Consider the following 17,643-nt stretch of genomic DNA (forward strand, 5'->3'; position numbering starts at 1 on the left):
AAAAGCAGGAACCTCTATAAGGTCTCCTGCTTTTCACTCAACTGTTCTGTCATTTGTTTTTCCTCAAACCGCTCAAGCATTGCTCTCACTTCATCCGTCGATTTCGTGTTCATCAATTGACTCCGCAGCTCTGCAGCTCCAGGGAATCCTTTGACATAGATTTTGAAAAAGCGGTGAAGTCCTGTGACAGAGCGCGGCACTTCTTCTGCATATTGATCCTGGAGGTCAAGCTGCAGTCTCAGCAGGTCGAGGTATTCTTTGCTGCTGTGTTCTTTCGGCTCTTTTTCAAAGGCAAACGGGTTTTTAAAGATCCCGCGGCCGATCATGATGCCGTCAATGCCATATTGTTCTGCAAGCTGAAGGCCTACTTGCCGGTCAGGGATGTCGCCGTTGATGGTCAGCATCGTGTCCGGCGCAATGCGGTCACGCAGTTTTTTGATTTCAGGGATGAGCTCCCAATGCGCATCGACCTGGCTCATTTCGTCTCGTGTGCGCAAGTGAATGGAAAGGTTCGCAATATCCTGTTTCAGGATGTGCCCAAGCCAGTCCTCCCACTCGTCTACCTTTTTAAAACCAAGTCTTGTTTTCACGCTGACAGGCAGTCCGCCTGCTTTTGCAGCCTGAATGAGTTCTGCCGCGACGTCCGGACGGAGAATAAGGCCGCTGCCTTTTCCTCTTGATGCCACGTTCGGGACCGGGCAGCCCATGTTGATATCGATCCCTTTAAAGCCCATTTCTGCCATGCCGATGCTCATTTGACGGAAATAGTCGGGATTGTCTCCCCATATATGTGCAACCATCGGGTGTTCATCTTCTGTAAACGTCAATCGGCCGCGCACACTTTTCAGACCCTCAGGATGACAGTAGCTGTCCGAGTTAGTAAACTCTGTGAAAAACACATCCGGACGGCCGGCTGCACTGACTACGTGACGGAACACAACATCTGTCACGTCCTCCATTGGGGCAAGTACGAAAAATGGCTTCGGCAGATCACGCCAAAAATTGTTGGTCATGCCAAACTCAAATCCTCTCAATGTCAAACTTCCGTAAAAATTATTCTTTTACACTTATAACATGTTTAATAACTAATAATCAAACATTGGACATTTATAATTTATGGAAAAACTATGTTATAAACTCAATGTTTAATTTAACGGAAATAGGTCCCAAACGGTATATTTTTAAAAACTTCGTCTAAGGGATTCGATCTAAAGGAAAAAAAAAGACAAAGCTGTTACAACTTATTCAAGAATATTGTGGCGCTGGTTAGATTTAAATATGAGTTTAGCCGGGAATCCTAAATCATTTTTCTTAACGAACCTACCACAGGTTTAGATCCAAAAACTAGAAATACCTGAATAGATTATAGTTATTTCGGTGCACGGCAAAACAATCTTCTTACGATCCAATATTTAGAAGAAGAAGAATCTTCACCTGAACAGATAGTCTTTTATGAAAGGAATATGGTTGTCTGTGGAACCTCGGAGTGTTGCTGAAGCAGATAAATTGTTCCTCATATTTAATAGGAGGCGAGACGAAGAGAAAGCTTTTCATTTAGACCTGTATTTTTCTGTATAAAAATGTTTTTAAAATCCCTATTGATTTAACAGAGGATATAACGACTAATTTAAATGGATTAAATGTTCTAGCAGCTGAAAAAATTTATCTTTAGACTTCCAAAAGATTCGCCCTAACCTTTGATGATGTATTATTACGCTTACAAAAGGAAAAAAATGAGGAATATTTAGAACATCTAGAAGATACATTTGAACTTACCAGCACAACCGGAGCATTGAAACTCTTAATACAGTTATTGCAACGCCTGTTATAATTTTATTAGGAATGATTTGTAATTCAAGGAACAATTCAGATTCAGGGAGTTTCTCAAGAGAATTATATAAATTATGTGCTTCCTGACATCTTAATAATAACAATTCCTACCGGATCTGCAATAGTTCGTTACGGATAAACTTATATAAAACATCAGGTACGCTCGATAGATTTATGTTAATGTTTATACCAAAATCATCCGTATTAAGCGGGTAGGTTTGCTTCTATTCCAATAATAGTTATTTTGTTAGTAGGGTTTTAGCTGAATTTAGAAGTAATGCGACATTTTCTGAACGACTTTTTGGGCTGCTACTTAATTTCTTTTCAGTCAAAGCAACAGTATACCTATTGGATTGGATGGCAGAAGCATTGATGTATCTAGTTTCTTCTCTAATATCTTGTCGATAATGCTTTTTGTCAATTCCACATTTGTAAGATGCTATGACAAAACCCACCTCTAAAATAAAATAAGCCGGTGACAATTTACGACGAGTAAAACGTCACCGGCTCTTATTACTTTTTAAATTAAAATAAGAACCACTTCAGATAAGATAAAGTTAACACACAAAATTTCATCAGGAAGAAGAGTCCATATTTTTTAAAATTTTATTATGAATCTATTAGTTTTACCCTTAGATTTAGAACTGCGTTGCATGTTCTCCACTTAGTTGAAAGCATTCCTTATGAAGAGAGGTTTCGGATGAGAAATCAGGTTCCATCTATTGAAAACGCAAAATTCATGTGAAAACAGTTTCTGGATTCTTGAAGTTAAATTTCCGTGTCGTTTGATTTTCTGCCCGAGTAAAATCAAAGGTAAAAACGAAATGGACCTCGCGTTAATGGCAGTGAGTATAGAAAATTCACTGCAAATCACTAGGGTCTTAGAATGCCTTCCTTCATAATTAGAAAAAGAGATATGATCTTGATAAAATCAAATCTATTTTATATAGTTTTTTGAATTAAGTATATTTTCAAGAAAATTTCTGACTTGAGGGTATTTTTTATCTTCTGCTAAAAGCAATTGAGAAATATTACGATTTCCTTTAATTTTAAAGAATCCAGAAAGACCGCTCTTAACTTGTTCAGATGCACTACTTGAGCTTACAAAATTAAGTACCTGTCCGGAATCAGGATTGGTATCATTTTTTTCATTTTCAACCATATGTAATATACCTCTATCTTTATGAGCTGGCTTCTCAATTTTTTTAGATATCTCTTCAACATTTATTAACTTTAAGCCTTTCTTCTTTAGTAATTCATTTACTAAAAAACAAAAAACCCGCGGGTATAGAAAATCTTCAATTTGCAAATCAGAATTAATCTTCTCTACATTTTCATCCATAGGACGTTCTCCCAAGAAATTCGGAATGAACTGAACCTCAAGGTTTAAAAACCTGTACTTTCCCTTCTTTTTTATACTTATCAGTTTTTTAAACACTTCTCTTCCTTTATTATCGTTATCCAATAAAATTACGATTGTAGGAACTTTAATTTTCTGATCTATATTTTGATAAAATGAATTATAGAAATCTAAATACTTTTCAATATTATCCGCGCCATTAGCAGAAATTATCTTAGGTATATTTAATTTAAAAAAGGATGCTAATTCTTCCAAATATTTTTTATCTGTTTCGCCTTCTACAATAAGATTATAATTTTCTAATAATTCATAATCTTCTTCCGTTATACCTAAATATTCTTTTATCTTTTTGGCTCCATCTTCTTTATCTAAATTTACTAACTTAGTCTCAAGTACATTGAAATGTTGTTTTTTTCTATCAAAATATCTTAAATTTATGTCTAGATCTAATAAGAATACATTTTTCAAGGTATACGTATCAATAAATACTTGTGAATGTGATGTTACAAATGTTTGGGCCTTATTAGTTAATTTTTGAAGATCATCATAAAGTTTTTTTTGCAGTCCTTGATGCAAGTATACATCCGGTTCATCTATCAAAAGGATAATAGATTTATTACTTATTTTTTCAATAATTCTAAAGTGCAGAAGAATATATGCTAATCTTTGTAAACCCGCCCCTTTAGCATCTATTCGTTTATTTGATTGATCATTTATATAGAATAAAACATCATCTGTTATAAGATCTCTAAATTTTGTAATATCAGATGTAAGATCAAAGCCTACTCCCCAGTCCTCTTTATATTGTTTAAAGACGGGATTTATTTCATTTGCCAGCTTATTTAATATTTCTAATAATCCCTTAATATAATTATCAAATGAGTCTTTCAATTCTTTTTTTAAGCCTCTGAATTGACTTTTCTCATATTCTAAATCATAAATCTCATCTATCATACCGTTAATAAGCTTTGGTAATGAAATATTAATAGATTCTACAAAGAAGAATTGAATTTTCTTTAAGAAAGCGACAACTTCTTTTTCCTGCATTTTATGTTTTTTATCTCTGAGACCGGCAACTTTCAGTTTTTCCCCACTTGTTTTATTAAGCCCATCATTATTAAATTCTCTCTTGATTTTTATTCTATCTTTTCCGTCTACAAGGAATTCAATTGTTATTTCAGGAAATACAGCTCCTCCTCTTGAACCGTGATATTTATGATTGGGAGAATCTTTTTCAGCCACATATTTTTCGGGGTTAAAAAATAGATCTACCGCTCTTAAAGAATTGGTTTTACCCGCATTATTTTCCCCACAAATTGTAATATAATTGTTATCCTCATCTACATTTATTATTAATTCCATTATTGATCTGTATCTCTTTATAGTAAAACTCTTAATTTTTATCATTTTTTCTCCTCTTTGCTAATCATCTAGATATGCTTCTTTAATTCCGTAATTATTCTAACAAAATACATATTATTACTAATAAAGAAAAGTTCGTATTAAATAGTGAGTCAAAACCCCATTTTTTTCAAGACACAGTAATTTTGATGCAGACTAAAAAACCCTAAAACCATCTTATGTCACTATATTGTTTTAAAAATTAGGATAGCAACAATTAAAATTTCTGCTGTTCATTATTGTATTGCGAGTCCTAGGAATTGAGAATTACTATGTAAAGTAACGGTTAAGAGAGACTTTCCACGGTTAATATTTTATTCTTTAAAAGTTGATGGGATGGTGATTATCATTATTGTCAAGGCTATTTTTTAACTGAAGCAAAAATAGTCTTCAAACTCGCTATTACATATTAAAAATGACACCGGTGAATTCCCGGAGTCATTCTTTGGCTAATTATTATTATCGGCTTGCATATAAAATGTTTAAAGTTCAGTAAGAAGTTACTTGTATATTATTTTCACTTTACGAACTAGCCTCTAAAAATCTTTGTAGTATTTTCGAAGAAGGATAACTAGACATAGACGCTATACCATTAGCTAATTCGATTGGAAAGAGAGCTCCTGTGTACCTGTGACTTATTAATTCAGGTAAAGTAGCAAGTATTCTTGGAAGACCTATTAAATCAGATTTTTGAGGATAATTATTTATGTCTTGGTATTGTCCAGTTGGTACATTAATAACAAGGTAAGAGTTTGGGTCAACTTTCACATACATCTTTTCTCCCCAGTTAGTTCTTTTACCGTAAGCATTCATTAAACCAGGAGTTCTATAAACTTCTTTTCGTATATACTCATGAGTTAAAACTGAAAAATGCATTGGCTGTTTCCTATCTTGAGGCTCTAATTCTCTAGATAGTTTTGAAAGATGATCAGTAAATACTCCTGATTTCTCCTGACCAATAATATGGATGGGTCGCTGCACTAGTTTGGCATATTCTAAAAACGATCTTAATTTAGGCACTAGTTTCGAATATTGACTACGTAAAGTTAAAGGTCCGTCTTTTATAAATAATGTGTCTGTTACTAAATTTTTATCATTATGGGCCCATAGCAGACGGATAATGGTAAACAACATTAAATGTTCCATTATTAACATATATGCCGAACTAACACTATCTGGAGCACTTTCTTCATTCATATCTAAATGAAAACCGAGCATATCTGATAAAAAAACTTCTTTTCCACAGAATTCGCAATTCTTCTGATCTTTATCAGGATATAACCCATTAATCTCTTTATCACAATGTGGACACTGGAAGTCAGGGGAAGATGTTAAATTTACTGTCCACTTTTCATAAACCAACCATTTTAAAGTCTCATAAAACATCCCTTTTTGATCAATTTTTAAAGAATCTCTTATAATATATCTAACAGCATCATAATTCGATCCCATAGCAGTTTTAATATTTTTTAAAGGCAACACTGTCGCATGTTGTACTGCACTATTAGTCATTATATCCTGTAATTGCAGAGGGTGAGGCTCGTCTTTATCAATATTTTCAAGTTTGGACTTATCAATTGAAATTAATGCAGTTTTTACAAAAGATACCTCTTTTGGTGGTTTTGTTTCTGAATTAATCGATACATAAGATCCATCAACTGCCCAATAATACTTTAAACTTGAAATTCCATCTAACTCTGCTTTTTGCCAACCTTGTTTTTCCGAATTCGAGATTTCGTAATTATTGGATTCAAATTCTTTAACAAGAGACTGAACCCACTCACTTTCAATAACGTTTATATGTCCCAGTTTTGAAGCGGTTTCAAATGGTGAAATAGAACTACTATTGTATGCCATTATTCTTCACCAACACTTACTTCGAACTTATTTGTTTGTACTGGAATTACAAATCTATGAGACATAGTTAACATTCTCATATAACCAGGGGTTTTTGCTTTTTGTATATCATCTTCAATTCCATTAAAAGCTACTTGTACTTTAGATAAAGCCCTAGTCTCGTCAGAAGATGAGAGGTGCCCTACAAAAAAGTTTTCTGTTTGCGCCAGTAGTTCTTTACTTATGGTAGAAGGAGATTGCGTTGAGTAAACCATCCCTATATGGAATTTCGCCCCCTCTTTAGCAAACCTTGAATAAATACCTGTGTGATCATTGGTATTAGGAGGAAATAAGTTATGAGCTTCTTCAAAATATAATTGTACAAAGTTATTATTTAATGCATTGTTTACAAATTTTCCCTCTTGATGTCTGAAAACCGACTGAGAAATAAGATCTGAGAAATATCGCCTAATGTTATCTGTTGCATTCCCTAAATCTAAAATAACAGTTTTCCCGTTATCTACAAAATCTAGAATCTCTTTTGTGAAGTTACTAGCATCTTTTGAATGGTATTGTAAATAACCACGTAGAATAGATGGTCCACTTCCTGACTTAGGATCAAAAAAACCTAATAACGCAAGATCATCTGCATCGAAAAGAGGCTTTTTTGAAGATGATTTAAGTTCATTATCACTGTTCTCATTTATATATGTTGTTAGTAATGATAATTCTTCCACCAATTCATCAAGGGTAGTAGGCTTATGCTTTAATTCTTCTTTTTTGTTAGTATTGTAGATTTTCATTCGAACAGCTTCTGAAAACCCTGGATCAAATCCACTTATATTACGAGTTCTTAAACCGATTTTTTTGAGGTTCGATTCATTACAAGGAAAGCCTGCTTTCTTCAGTATAGCCCAGTAAAACTGAATTTTTCTTATCATTCTAACCTTGTCATTTTCTTCTGACTTTTTCACATATTCTATTGATGGCAAAACAACACTTATAAAGCTTTTAACATAATTGGCACCTTGCTTATCTTGGTCTAGAAGCGTTGAAAGTACACTTTTACACGAATCTGGCTGTTCGTAAAAATTTAAGCGGAGGTCTTTTGATTCAGTTCCCGGTCTCTTAGTTAAAGCGTATACCACACATTCTTCTTTAAAAGCAGACCTTAGTGATCTATTCCCATCTTGCGGGTTATCATTTGCATATTCTCCATTTATATCAAAGATTATTTGACCGACATTATGTGCTTCCTTAGAAGCTTTAATGATAGACTGAGCTATTAGCTTTACAACATTAGATTTTCCTAATCTAGTTTTACCAAACATTGCTGTTCTTGTGCCTTTGAAGTCATCTACTGATATCTTAACCTCTGTTGGTTGCATTCGAGAAGTAGTAAGCTGGCATTCAGTAGCCCGTAAATAACCAAGCTCATAAGTGCTCTTGCCTTTCACAAGTCCATTTATAATTAAATTTAGTATCTCATAATTTGGTGAATACACTAAATATCGATGTGCACTTACCACATTATTGACATCTCCTGAAAAAGAAATTTTATCCGACTGTGTAGCATTTTGATAAAACATACCTAAAACATCACAATCTAATGCACCCCATTGGAGCTCACTTTGCGTCCATACATCTAACTCAGGCATGGATTTTTTGTGTAATTCAAAATATGTTTGCTGCACATGGTTGCTTAGCGGTGTAGGGGATACTCCCCCAACTCTTAATAGAGTAAAATGAATAGGAACTCCTCGAAAGTCAACTGGAACCAAAATAAGGAAAGAGCCTCTAGGAATTCCTCCAACTGCAATTTTGTATGGATCAGAAGTGATTATTTTGGCAGTATCATAGTTTAATTCAAGAACATATCCCACAAACTTCATCTGATTAATAATTCTAGCTTCTTCTAAATTTTTTTGTTGCTCTAAAAAGCTAGATAAAACCCTAAGGGGATTTCCACTAAGAGAGGAGCTTTGTATTAGATCTTCTAATTGATTCATGAATTAATTCTCCTTTTTATAAATTTGCCATAACAATTAATTCCTCAAAATTACTACGGTTAACAGCAGTTGCTGATATTGAACTATATCTTGAAGTCTCTAAAAAATTAAAATCATATGGTTTGTAAAGCTCTCTTATTGATTCATGAGAAGCGTTAGTAAGAATTATTTTAACACCTCTATCTTTTGCTCTTGCTAAACTTTTAGATAGCCTAAGTTGATCTTCCCAGGTAAATAAAATTTCATTGTATTTAATAAATCCATTTTTATTGTGTCTTACAGTGTAAGGAGGGTCTACAAATAAAAAATCATCTTTAACTGCCATTTCGATAATATCTTCAAAGTCCTTATTGAAGATTCTAGTCTTCTTGAGCGCTAAAGATTGTGCTCTAAAATTATCTGTATCTAACAAAACTCTAGTCTTAGAGCCGATTGGTACATTGAACTTCCCTTTTTTATTAACCCTATAGATTCCATTAAAGCAGGTCCTATTTAGATATATAAATTGTGCACTTCTCTCTTCCAAGGATGTATAAGTACTTGAACGAATATCATAGTAATACTCTTTACTATGTAATAGACTATGCTCACTCAGACAGTGGTATACTTTACGCCATCTAGTTTTCACTCCCCTATAAGTATCAATTAAGTCTTTATTAATATCGTTTAGTATGGCTTCATCAGGTTTAAGAGTAAAAAAAACAGCTCCACTTCCTAAAAAGGGCTCTAGATATCTATTATATTGAGTAGGCAATAGATCATAATGTTTTTCTATAAACCATCTTTTACCACCCGGCCACTTTAAAAAAGGTGTGATTATTTGATTCATATTTATAACCTTCCAACATTAAAAATTAATATTATAACTATTGTACCTTTATTTCTTCACTCCAATCTTTTCAGTCTGAGGAAATAATTAAAAATAACTATATATATTTTACCAAACACTCCGAAAAGATTGTTATTTTTTTGAAAAAATCCGAAAAACAGGAAAAACGAACCTTACTCTTATTCACTAACAAGTTGTAATTTAGGTATGTAAAAAGCCTAATTCTAAATGAATTTAGGCTTTTTTATTCAACTTGATTTAATTAATATTTCTGCCACGCACTCCACGTGCGTCGTATGCGGGAACATATCAACCGGCTGGACTTCCACTGTTGCATATCCGCCGTCCTCAAGCACCCTCAAATCACGTGCAAGGGTGGCCGGGTTGCAGCTTACATAGACAACCTTCTTCGGTTTCATATCAAGGATTGTCCGCAGCAGGGCTTCATCGCACCCTTTGCGCGGCGGGTCGACCACGATGACGTCGGCTGCATTACCTTCTTCATACCATTTCGGAATGACAACTTCAGCTTCACCTACTGCAAAGTCTGCATTTTCAATTCCGTTCAGTTCGGCATTGCGCTTTGCATCTTCAATGGCTTCAGGGACAATTTCAACGCCGAACACGTTCTTAGCTTTTTGAGCCAGGAACAGGGAGATGGTTCCGATGCCGCAGTATGCATCAATAACAGATTCCTCTCCGTTCAGATCGGCATACTCCAGCGCTTTTTCATAAAGAACTTTTGTCTGTTCAGGATTAACCTGAAAGAAAGATCGCGCTGAGATGGCAAATTTGATATCACCGATGTAATCGTAGATGTATTCTTCTCCCCATAGCACAGTTGTTTTATCGCCAAAGATGACATTTGTGCGTTTAGGGTTAACGTTTTGAACGATGGACTTGATGGCCGGGAATTGGGCCGTGGTGTCTTCAATGATGGCTTTTTTGTTCGGAAAGTCCGGCGTCCGGGTGATGAAGACGACCATCATTTCATTTGTCACGGTGCCGCGGCGGACCATGATGTGGCGCAGCCAGCCTTTGTTTTTCTGTTCATCGTAGGCGCGGATGCCATGGCGGTTTGCGATTGCCTTGACGGCTGCGACGACTTCATCGTTTTCGCTTTGCTGAATCAGACACTGTTCCATATCGATGATTTCATGGGAGCGCTGCTGATAGAAGCCGGCGATGAGGCCGCCTTCGCGTTCTCCGACTGGGACCTGTGCTTTGTTTCGGTAGTTCCACGGATCATTCATGCCGAGTGTCGGGTGGACCGTGACGTTGTCAAGATTCAGCTTGCCGATTCGCGCGAGCACTTCTTTGACCTGCTTGTGCTTAAAGTCAAGCTGACCCTGGTAGCTTAAGTGCTGCAGCTGGCAGCCGCCGCATTGTTTATAGATCGGGCACGGTGCATCGGTGCGCTGCGGGCTTTCCTCATGCAGCTCGACAAGGCGTCCGAATGCGTAGCCTTTATTTATTTTCGTGATTTTGATCTGGCCTTTTTCGTTTGGCAGGGCGTTAGGAACGAAGATTGGGTATCCTTCGATTTTTGCAACGCCTGATCCATCATGCGTCAGGTCTTCAAAGGTCACGTCGTAGTATTCATTTTTTTGTACAGGCGCAATTGCCTTTGTCATGACTTCTCTTCCTTTACTTGTACTGATTAACCCATTTTATCATAGTCCGCACATAAGAAAAACTTGGCCCTAGGCCAAGTTTCTATTCGTCCATTTGCTGGGCTTTTGCAAGCGGCACGAGGACTTCAATATGACGGTACAGGTTGACGAATTCGCCCGGCAGATCGCCGCCGTATTCGCCGTCTAAGTTCAGCTGCATTTTTTGAGCAGATGTGACCTTGACTCTGTTGGCCGTTGTGTAGATGATGTTGCTGTCGCTGATGTGCTCGCCGCGGAGCGCAAGGCTTGCGACCCGGATAAAGTCAGCAAGGTTTGCTTTTTTCAGGATCAGCAGATCGAACATGCCGTCATTCAGCTTGCTGTCAGGAGCAAGCTTCTCAAAGCCTCCGACCGAGTTTGTCAGAGAGACGAGAAACAGCATGATTTCGCCCTTGAAGAGCTTGCCGTCGTATTCAATCTCGACTTCTGCGGGACGGATGGAGGGCAGCATTTCAATGCCCTTTAAGTAATAGGCAAGCTGGCCAAGGACGGTTTTCAGCTTGCTTGGGACTTCATATGTGAGTTCGGTGAGACGTCCGCCGCCTGCGATGTTGACGAAGTAGTGGCCGTTTACGCGTCCGATGTCGATGGCTCTGGCTTCACCTGCAAGGATGGCATCAACTGCAGTCAGAATGTTGTCGCGCGGAATGCTGATGGCGCGGGCAAAGTCGTTTGTTGTGCCGACCGGAACGACTGCAAGCTGCGGGCGCTCCTCAAGTTCAGCAAGGCCGTTCACGACCTCATTGACTGTGCCGTCTCCGCCTGCTGCAACAACAAGATCAAAGCCGCGGATGCCTGCTGCGCGGGCAGCCTGAACAGCATCCCCTTCGCATGTCGTGGCGTGGCAGGATGTCTCGTAACCGGCAAGTTCAAATTTCTCCAGAACCTCTGGAAGTTGTTTTTTAAAGGCTTCTCGGCCTGATGTTGGATTATAGATTATTCTTGCTCTTTTCATTTTCCCCATCATCCTATGTCAGAATGTATTTCCATGATTTGTTGTATCTTACAAGCCAAGGATTAGTCTACACCTTTTTTGTCCGATACGCAAACCATAGAACCAGTATAGCCAAAGCACGGTAAAAACAACGGCGCCATTTCTGAAATCAGTCGCGGCGCCGTCTGTGTATTAACGTTTTTGCAGTTCTTCCTGAAGCAGTTTGTTGACCAGCTGCGGATTTGCCTGGCCTTTTGTTGCTTTCATGATTTGGCCGACAAGGAAGCCGATTGCTTTTTGCTTGCCGCTCTTGAAGTCTTCAACAGACTGAGGGTTTGCATCGATTGCTTCATTGACAGCGGTGCGGAGCGTGCCTTCGTCAGAGATTTGGACAAGTCCTTTTTCTTTGACGATTGTCTCGGCATCACCGCCGTTTTCAATCAATTCTTTAAATACTTTCTTCGCAATTTTAGAAGAGATCGTGCCGTTCTCAATCAGTTTGATCATGCCGGCAATTCCGTCCGGAGTAAGGGCGACATCCTTCAGCTCTTTGCTTTCAGCATTCAGATAGCCGCTTACCTCACCCATGAGCCAGTTGGACGCCTGCTTCGCATCGGAGCCTTTGTCCACAGTTGCTTCAAAGAAGTCTGCCATCTCTTTTGTAAGAGTCAGCACCTGAGCATCATAGGAAGGCAGGCCGAGCTCTTCTGTGTAGCGTTTTTGGCGCTGGTCCGGAAGCTCAGGGATTGTTGCACGGATGCGCTCTTTCCATTCATCATCAATGTAGAGGGACACAAGATCCGGTTCCGGGAAGTAGCGGTAGTCGTCAGAGCCTTCTTTTACGCGCATCAGGATTGTTTTGCCTGTTGCTTCGTCAAAGCGGCGGGTTTCCTGGTCGATGACGCCTCCTGCACGGAGCACTTCTTCCTGACGGATCTCTTCGTGCTCAAGGCCTTTGCGGACAAAGTTGAAGGAGTTCAGGTTTTTAAGCTCCGTTTTTGTTCCGAATTCCTCTTGTCCAACGGGACGAAGGGAGATGTTGGCGTCACAGCGGAGTGAGCCCTCTTCCATTTTGCAGTCGGAAACGCCTGTGTACTGAATGATCGCTTTCAGTTTTTCCAGATAGGCATACGCTTCTTCAGGCGTGCGGATGTCTGGCTCTGATACGATCTCGACAAGCGGCGTGCCCTGGCGGTTGTAGTCGCAAAGGGAATAGCCGTCGCCCGTATGCGTCAGCTTGCCCGCGTCCTCTTCAAGGTGAAGGCGCGTGATGCCGATTCGTTTCTTTTCACCGTTTACTTCAATGTCGATCCAGCCGTTCTCGCCGATCGGCTTGTCAAACTGGGAAATCTGATACGCCTTCGGGTTGTCCGGATAGAAATAGTTTTTGCGGTCGAATTTCGTGTCTGTCGCAACTTCGCAGTTCAGTGCCATTGCAGCTTTCATGGCGAAATCAACGGCTTGTCTGTTTAAAACCGGAAGAACGCCCGGATATCCGAGCTCAACCACGGTTGTGTTTGTATTCGGATTCGCGCCGAAGTGGTTCGGTGCGCTTGAGAAGATTTTTGATTCTGTTTTCAGCTCTACGTGGACCTCAAGTCCAATGACCGTTTCATACTTCATGGTTTTCACCCCTTACAGTTCAGGTTTTGCTTTATGATGATCCGTCGCCTGCTCGAATGCATGGGCAACGCGGTAAACAGTGCTTTCGTCAAAATGCTTTCCGATGATCTGCAGGCCAAGCGGCAGTCCGTTTGAGAATCCGCACGGGACAGAGATTCCAGGGACGCCTGCAAGGTTTACAGGGATGGTTAAAATATCATTTGCATACATCGTAAGCGGGTCATCCGTTTTTTCGCCCACTTTAAAGGCAGGTGTCGGAGTTGTCGGTCCAACGATGACATCGTATTTTTCAAAGACATCTTCAAAGTCTTTTTTAATAAGCGTACGGACCTGCTGCGCTTTTTTGTAGTAGGCATCGTAGTAGCCTGAGCTCAGCGCGAACGTTCCAAGCATGATGCGGCGCTTGACCTCATCTCCGAAGCCTTCGGAACGGGACTGCTTGTACAGCTCTATCAGGTTTTTCGCATTGTCTGAACGGTAGCCGTAGCGGACGCCGTCAAAGCGCGCAAGGTTTGCCGATGCTTCAGATGAAGACAGCAGATAGTACGTCGCAAGCGCATATTTGCTGTGTGGAAGAGAGACTTCCTCCCACGTTGCTCCCTGTCCTTCAAGGACTTTCAGGGCATCAAGAACAGACTGTTTCACTTCTTCGTTTACGCCTTCGCCGAGGTATTCTTTCGGTACAGCGATTTTCAGCCCTTTTACGTCACCTGTCAATGCTGATAAAAAGTCAGGCACTTCAACGTTCGCAGACGTGGAGTCCATTGGATCCACTCCAGAAATGGCCTGAAGCAGGAATGCGTTGTCTTCCACGCTTGTTGTGAGCGGTCCGATCTGGTCAAGAGATGAGGCAAAGGCAATCAGACCAAAACGGGAGACGCGGCCGTATGTAGGTTTTAAGCCAACGACACCTGTATAGGCTGCCGGCTGGCGGACCGAGCCGCCTGTGTCAGATCCAAGGGCGAACGGCACTTCGCGTGCAGCAACCGCCGCAGCAGAGCCGCCGCTTGATCCGCCTGGAACAGTCTCAAGGTTCCAAGGGTTTTTCGTTACTTTGTAGCCTGAGTTTTCCGTAGAGGAACCCATGGCAAACTCGTCCATATTCAGCTTTCCGATTGTGACGGCCTCTGCTTTTTGCAGGTGCTGTACAACGGTTGCGTCATAGATCGGATCAAAGTTTTCAAGGATTTTGCTCGCTGCAGTTGTGCGCAGGTTTTTCGTCACGATGTTGTCTTTTAACCCGATCGGCATTCCGAATAGAAGGCCGAATTCATCGCGTGTTCCGATGGCTTCGTCAAGTTCCTTTGCGTAGGCGCGTGCTTTTTCTTCATCTAATGCAAGGAACGCGTTCACTTTTCCGTCGACAGCTTGGATGCGTTTGTAGGATTCGTCTACAAGGTCTGAGACGGTGATTTCTTTTTTATGTAAACTTGCTTTCAGTTCTGACAGTTTCTGGTCAAATAATGGCATAGCGCTGCTTCCCTCCCTATTCTAAGATTGACGGTACGCGGATGTATCCGTCTTTATGGTCAGGAGCGTTCTTCACAACGTCCTCAACCGGCAATCCTTTTTCTGCTTTGTCCTCGCGCAGGATGTTTTTCATCTCAAGGACGTGTGTTGTCGGCTCTACGCCAGTTGTATCGAGCTCATTCAGCTGCTCGGCGAACGTGATGATCGCATCGAGCTGCGTTGTGAACATTTCCGTTTCTTCTTCTGTTATCGCTAAACGTGCAAGATTTGCAACGTGCTTCACTTCTTCTTTTGAAATGCGTGACATGGGGCTCCACCTCCGATAAATCTCGTGTAAACAATACTCTGATGATAACAAAAGTCATTGCATTAAAGCAACAAAAGGCCGTGATTATTCGGGTTTTCTACAGTTCCTGATCGAGCACCTTCTTCACAATGTTCGGATGATCTGTCATAATGCCGTCTGCACCGATCTCCACAAGCCTCCGGACACTGTCTTCGTCGTTGATTGTCCAGTACTGGACCGCGATGCCGCGCTTGTGGAGAGATTCTGTCAGGCGTTCTGTCGCAAGGTTCATACCGCTTGCCTCCATCGGGATCTGGACGGCTGTGTATTTTTCCATAGGAACGATGCGGTCTAAGTAAAGTTTGTGGGCGATGACAAAATTCCGCGTGGCTCCTTGGGCAGGACTGACAGGGACCGTCCCGTCCGTTGCTTCAATAAAGTACTCCAGTGCATCGTCGTAAAAGGAGGCGATGATTACTTTATCGCTCATGTTGTGCTTTCTGATTAGATCTGCCATTTTGTCTGCTAATGCCGGATCGTCCGTTTTGAGCTCAATCGTCATGGGATAGCCGGGGAACGCGTTGAAGATTTCATCCATGGAAGGAATTGTGATGCCTTTGTTCCGGTAAGGGTAGCTTCCGTCCGGACCGATGAAATGATAGCCTGCGTCGAGTTTCTGCAGTTCGTTTAGCATCATGTCTTTGACAGCTCCCGTACCGTTTGTGGTTCTGTCGACAGTGTCATCATGAATGACGATCACCTCCCCGTCTTTAGAAAGATGAACATCCATCTCCAGCATATCCACTCCGAGCTTTTTAGACAGCGAAAAAGCAGCCATCGTATTGCCGGGCGCCATGCCGGCACCGCCCTGGTGAGCAATGATGAGCGGCCGGTTCCCTTTTTTGAGAAACGTCTGGTTTTCCGTTTGAGTGACAGGGATGAATTGAATGATGACAAAAAAGAGCAGTGCGGTGATGAGGATGACAGCGGAAATATTGAGTGCGGTTTTCTTTTTCCTGTCGGGCTGAGGTATTGGTTGCATAGGCTGGACCTCCATTGTCGTTGTCATTTCTTTATATCATGGAGGAGCTTTGATTATGTATTAAATTTTAGTTAAATTGAGCCCTGTTTCATCGGCGGTGTGCGGTTTACCTGAGAATTTTCAGGCTTTACTTGCCTCTTTTAAAGATTTACTTGCCATCTATTAAATTTTACTTGCCGCTTAAGCGAGGTTTCTTGCCGGAGATTCTGTTTTACTTGCCGGCTAGGCACATTTACTTGAAAATTCCCAAACGCATCCAATATACTCACGCATTCCTTTGATTCACAATAAAAAAACACCGCACGCGGTGTTTTCCCTTTTAAACAAACGTTTAATTAAACGTCTTATCTGCAGCTCTGGCGCAGCTTCAGCTTCGTTGCAATCGTCACCTGTTTGGCGATTTTACGTTCAGTGATGCGTTCGACCATTAAGTCTACGGCGGTTTCGCCCATGACTTCGGTGTAGACTTTGACTGTGGTCAGTGATGGGAAGATGTACTTTGAGACACTGATGTCATTGACGCCGATGATGCTGACCTGCTCGGGCACGCGAATGCCTTTTTCGTGCAGGGCCTGGATGCTGCCGATGGCGATGCTGTCATTGGCTGCAAAGAAGGCGGTCGGCAAATTGTCGCCAAGCTTCGCGATGGCTTCTGACATCATGCGGTGGCCGTCCTGAACGGTGAAGGCGCCGATGAAAATAGCGTCCTCGCGCAGCATGTTCCGCTCTCCCATGTACTTGATGAACGTTTCCTCACGCTGATCGTCAAGCTTTTCTGTATGCTCACGGTAGGTTTCGCGGCCGCCGATATAGCCGATTTGCGTGTGGCCCTTTGCGATAAAGTGATCGAGGACGCGTTCCGTTGCCCGCTCGAAATCAACGATGACCGAATCAAAGCGTTCTGAATCCGGACTTGAATCAACGAAGACGACGTTGCGGGCCGCTTTTTTGAATTCCTCTGCCTGCTGCCTGCTGAATTTGCCTACAGCAATGATGCCCTGCAGCTGGTCCTGATTGATCTCTTCAAAGTCATCATAAAAGTAAGTCGCAAGCTGAAGGTTGTGATGCTTCGCCCGCTCCTCAATGCCAAGTCTGATTGACATGTAATAGAGGTCATTCAGCTCCTCAAGGGCTGTGTACCAGTGGACGATTGCAATCTTCGGCACGAGGCTTTTTTTTGTCTTCCGCTTTTTATAGGACAGTTCCTCGGCCACTTCAAATATGCGTTTTTTCGTTTCGTCCCCGACAGACAGCGTTTCGTCGAAATTCAGTACCCTTGAAACTGTCGCAATGGAAACACCCGCTTTTTCAGCTATATCTTTAATTGTAGCCGCCATATACCTTACCCCT

Annotated in this window: 12 protein-coding genes; all 12 read right to left on the reverse strand. The window is 40.9% G+C overall.

The window, feature by feature from the left end; genetic code table 11:
• Positions 1–14: 14 nt before the first annotated feature.
• Positions 15–1,013, reverse strand: a complete 999-nt coding sequence (locus AZ46_RS18610) for a tRNA dihydrouridine synthase (protein ID WP_051865775.1) — start codon at positions 1,011–1,013, stop codon at positions 15–17.
• A 1,754-nt stretch (positions 1,014–2,767) separates the two neighbouring features.
• Positions 2,768–4,597, reverse strand: coding sequence for an ATP-dependent nuclease (locus AZ46_RS18615; protein WP_051865759.1), 1,830 nt, complete (start codon positions 4,595–4,597; stop codon positions 2,768–2,770).
• Positions 4,598–5,113: 516 nt separating this feature from the next.
• Positions 5,114–6,448, reverse strand: a complete 1,335-nt coding sequence (locus tag AZ46_RS18620) for a hypothetical protein (RefSeq protein WP_029285547.1) — start codon at positions 6,446–6,448, stop codon at positions 5,114–5,116.
• Positions 6,448–8,436, reverse strand: a complete 1,989-nt coding sequence (locus tag AZ46_RS18625; RefSeq protein WP_029285545.1) for an ATP-binding protein — start codon at positions 8,434–8,436, stop codon at positions 6,448–6,450. Before AZ46_RS18625 ends, AZ46_RS18620 begins: the two co-directional genes overlap by 1 nt.
• 16 nt (positions 8,437–8,452) lie before the next feature.
• Positions 8,453–9,265, reverse strand: coding sequence for a DNA adenine methylase (locus tag AZ46_RS18630; RefSeq protein WP_029285543.1), 813 nt, complete (start codon positions 9,263–9,265; stop codon positions 8,453–8,455).
• Between the two features lie 248 nt (positions 9,266–9,513).
• The gene (gene rlmD / locus AZ46_RS18635; RefSeq protein WP_029285541.1) at positions 9,514–10,899 is read right to left on the reverse strand and encodes a 23S rRNA (uracil(1939)-C(5))-methyltransferase RlmD; all 1,386 of its coding nucleotides are present in this window, start codon (positions 10,897–10,899) and stop codon (positions 9,514–9,516) included.
• Between the two features lie 82 nt (positions 10,900–10,981).
• The gene (locus tag AZ46_RS18640) at positions 10,982–11,893 is read right to left on the reverse strand and encodes a diacylglycerol kinase (RefSeq protein WP_029285539.1); all 912 of its coding nucleotides are present in this window, start codon (positions 11,891–11,893) and stop codon (positions 10,982–10,984) included.
• A gap of 171 nt (positions 11,894–12,064) precedes the next feature.
• Positions 12,065–13,495 carry an Asp-tRNA(Asn)/Glu-tRNA(Gln) amidotransferase subunit GatB gene (gatB, locus tag AZ46_RS18645; protein WP_029285538.1) on the reverse strand — a complete coding sequence of 477 codons (1,431 nt, stop codon included), beginning with the start codon at positions 13,493–13,495 and terminating at the stop codon, positions 12,065–12,067.
• A 12-nt stretch (positions 13,496–13,507) separates the two neighbouring features.
• Complete coding sequence (gene gatA / locus AZ46_RS18650; protein WP_029285536.1) at positions 13,508–14,965, reverse strand: Asp-tRNA(Asn)/Glu-tRNA(Gln) amidotransferase subunit GatA; 1,458 nt, start codon at positions 14,963–14,965, stop codon at positions 13,508–13,510.
• Positions 14,966–14,981: 16 nt separating this feature from the next.
• On the reverse strand, positions 14,982–15,272 hold the full coding sequence (gene gatC / locus AZ46_RS18655; RefSeq protein WP_029285534.1) for an Asp-tRNA(Asn)/Glu-tRNA(Gln) amidotransferase subunit GatC: 291 nt from the start codon (positions 15,270–15,272) through the stop codon (positions 14,982–14,984).
• 97 nt (positions 15,273–15,369) lie between these two features.
• Positions 15,370–16,293 carry a glycerophosphodiester phosphodiesterase gene (locus AZ46_RS18660; protein ID WP_051865761.1) on the reverse strand — a complete coding sequence of 308 codons (924 nt, stop codon included), beginning with the start codon at positions 16,291–16,293 and terminating at the stop codon, positions 15,370–15,372.
• Positions 16,294–16,637: 344 nt separating this feature from the next.
• Positions 16,638–17,630 carry a LacI family DNA-binding transcriptional regulator gene (locus AZ46_RS18665; protein WP_029285530.1) on the reverse strand — a complete coding sequence of 331 codons (993 nt, stop codon included), beginning with the start codon at positions 17,628–17,630 and terminating at the stop codon, positions 16,638–16,640.
• Positions 17,631–17,643 lie beyond the last annotated feature (13 nt).

The sequence above is a fragment of the Metabacillus indicus LMG 22858 genome, from assembly GCF_000708755.2.
Classification (GTDB): Bacteria; Bacillota; Bacilli; order Bacillales; family Bacillaceae; genus Bacillus_P; species Bacillus_P indicus.

Coding starts and splice junctions, on each gene's coding strand:
- AZ46_RS18660 (WP_051865761.1), bottom strand. CDS start 16,293: ATGCAACCAATACCTCAGCCCGACAGGAAAAAGAAAACCGCACTCAAT.
- AZ46_RS18620 (WP_029285547.1), bottom strand. CDS start 6,448: ATGGCATACAATAGTAGTTCTATTTCACCATTTGAAACCGCTTCAAAA.
- AZ46_RS18665 (WP_029285530.1), bottom strand. CDS start 17,630: ATGGCGGCTACAATTAAAGATATAGCTGAAAAAGCGGGTGTTTCCATT.
- AZ46_RS18615 (WP_051865759.1), bottom strand. CDS start 4,597: ATGATAAAAATTAAGAGTTTTACTATAAAGAGATACAGATCAATAATG.
- gatA (WP_029285536.1), bottom strand. CDS start 14,965: ATGCCATTATTTGACCAGAAACTGTCAGAACTGAAAGCAAGTTTACAT.
- AZ46_RS18640 (WP_029285539.1), bottom strand. CDS start 11,893: ATGAAAAGAGCAAGAATAATCTATAATCCAACATCAGGCCGAGAAGCC.
- AZ46_RS18625 (WP_029285545.1), bottom strand. CDS start 8,436: ATGAATCAATTAGAAGATCTAATACAAAGCTCCTCTCTTAGTGGAAAT.
- AZ46_RS18610 (WP_051865775.1), bottom strand. CDS start 1,013: ATGACCAACAATTTTTGGCGTGATCTGCCGAAGCCATTTTTCGTACTT.
- gatC (WP_029285534.1), bottom strand. CDS start 15,272: ATGTCACGCATTTCAAAAGAAGAAGTGAAGCACGTTGCAAATCTTGCA.
- rlmD (WP_029285541.1), bottom strand. CDS start 10,899: ATGACAAAGGCAATTGCGCCTGTACAAAAAAATGAATACTACGACGTG.
- gatB (WP_029285538.1), bottom strand. CDS start 13,495: ATGAAGTATGAAACGGTCATTGGACTTGAGGTCCACGTAGAGCTGAAA.
- AZ46_RS18630 (WP_029285543.1), bottom strand. CDS start 9,265: ATGAATCAAATAATCACACCTTTTTTAAAGTGGCCGGGTGGTAAAAGA.